The 1,151-nt window shown below is 46.5% G+C and carries 2 protein-coding genes; one reads left to right on the forward strand and one right to left on the reverse strand.

Annotation, left to right across the window (positions count from 1 at the left end; translation table 11 throughout):
- On the forward strand, positions 1-169 hold a 169-nt coding region (locus R7R24_RS31020), incomplete at its 5' end, for a vitamin B12 dependent-methionine synthase activation domain-containing protein (protein ID WP_411978827.1).
- 124 nt (positions 170-293) lie between these two features.
- Here the strand turns inward: R7R24_RS31020 and lysC are convergent.
- Positions 294-1,151, reverse strand: an 858-nt coding sequence (gene lysC / locus R7R24_RS24705) for a lysine-sensitive aspartokinase 3 (protein WP_318119727.1), incomplete at its 5' end; no start/stop codon positions are given.

The raw sequence follows: 1,151 nt of genomic DNA on the forward strand, positions 1-1,151 counted from the left end.
TGCAATGTATCCGGGGGCATCAGTGTCCGGTTGGTATTTCTCACGTCCAGACTCTCGCTATTTTGCGATCGCTCAGATCCAAGATGATCAGCTAGAGAGTTATGCTGATCGTAAAGGTTGGGATAGGATCGAAGCTGAAAAATGGTTGGGGCCAAACATTAACGGCTAAATCAAGTGAACAAGCAATAAAAAGGGCTGCCAATGTGCAGCCCTTCAGTTTGTCGTTGTTCCCTCAAAAAACACGTTATGCTTTTTGAACCACGGTAGTGGTCACTTGAGGATACAAACCAATGTTATTGTTCGAAGAGCTCTGTATGCAGCTTCTGAATGGCTTGCTTCGCCACCGACTCATTCACAAGGAAGCACAGGTTATGAGGGCTTGCTCCATAACAGATCATGCGTAAGTTCAAATCTTCTAGCGTACCAAATACTTGCTTCGCATAGCCTTTACGTTCACTCATCTTGTTACCAATCAAGGCTACCAAACAAAGGTCATGTTCTACTTCGACCTTACACAACTCTTCCAACTCTTCACGTGCTGCTTGAGGACGTTGTGGTGCGCCTCCTGAGGTATCAGTTTGATCCAGTGTGAGTGACACACTGATTTCTGATGTGGTGATAAGGTCTACCGAAATTTTGTGCTTGGCTAAAATCTCAAATACTTTTGCTAAGAAGCCGTACGCATGGAACATGTTCGCACTACGCAGAGTGACCATCGTTTGATTACAACGCAGAGCGAGGGCGCGGAACAGTGGTGAGCTTTCGACTTGATGACGAATCCACGTGCCGCCTTTTTCTGGTTCTTTGGATGAGCCAACAAAAACCGGGATATCATGACGCAGAGCAGGGACTAGTGTTGATGGGTGTAATATTTTCGCGCCAAAGTTAGCCATTTCAGAGGCTTCACTAAAACTGATCTCTGGGATTGGTGACGCTTTTGGTGCGATGCGAGGATCGGTCGTGTAAATACCAGGAACATCTGTCCAAATTTCAAGTCCAGATGCTTTCACACCTTCAGCAATCAAGGCTGCACTGTAGTCGCTACCACCACGGCCTAACGTTGTTGTATTGCCTTCTTCGTCAGAGCCAATGAAGCCCTGTGTGATGACGACAGAATCAAGACATAAAGGGATCAGCTTCTCTTGCGCTAG

The organism is Vibrio sp. 704 (assembly GCF_033339295.1).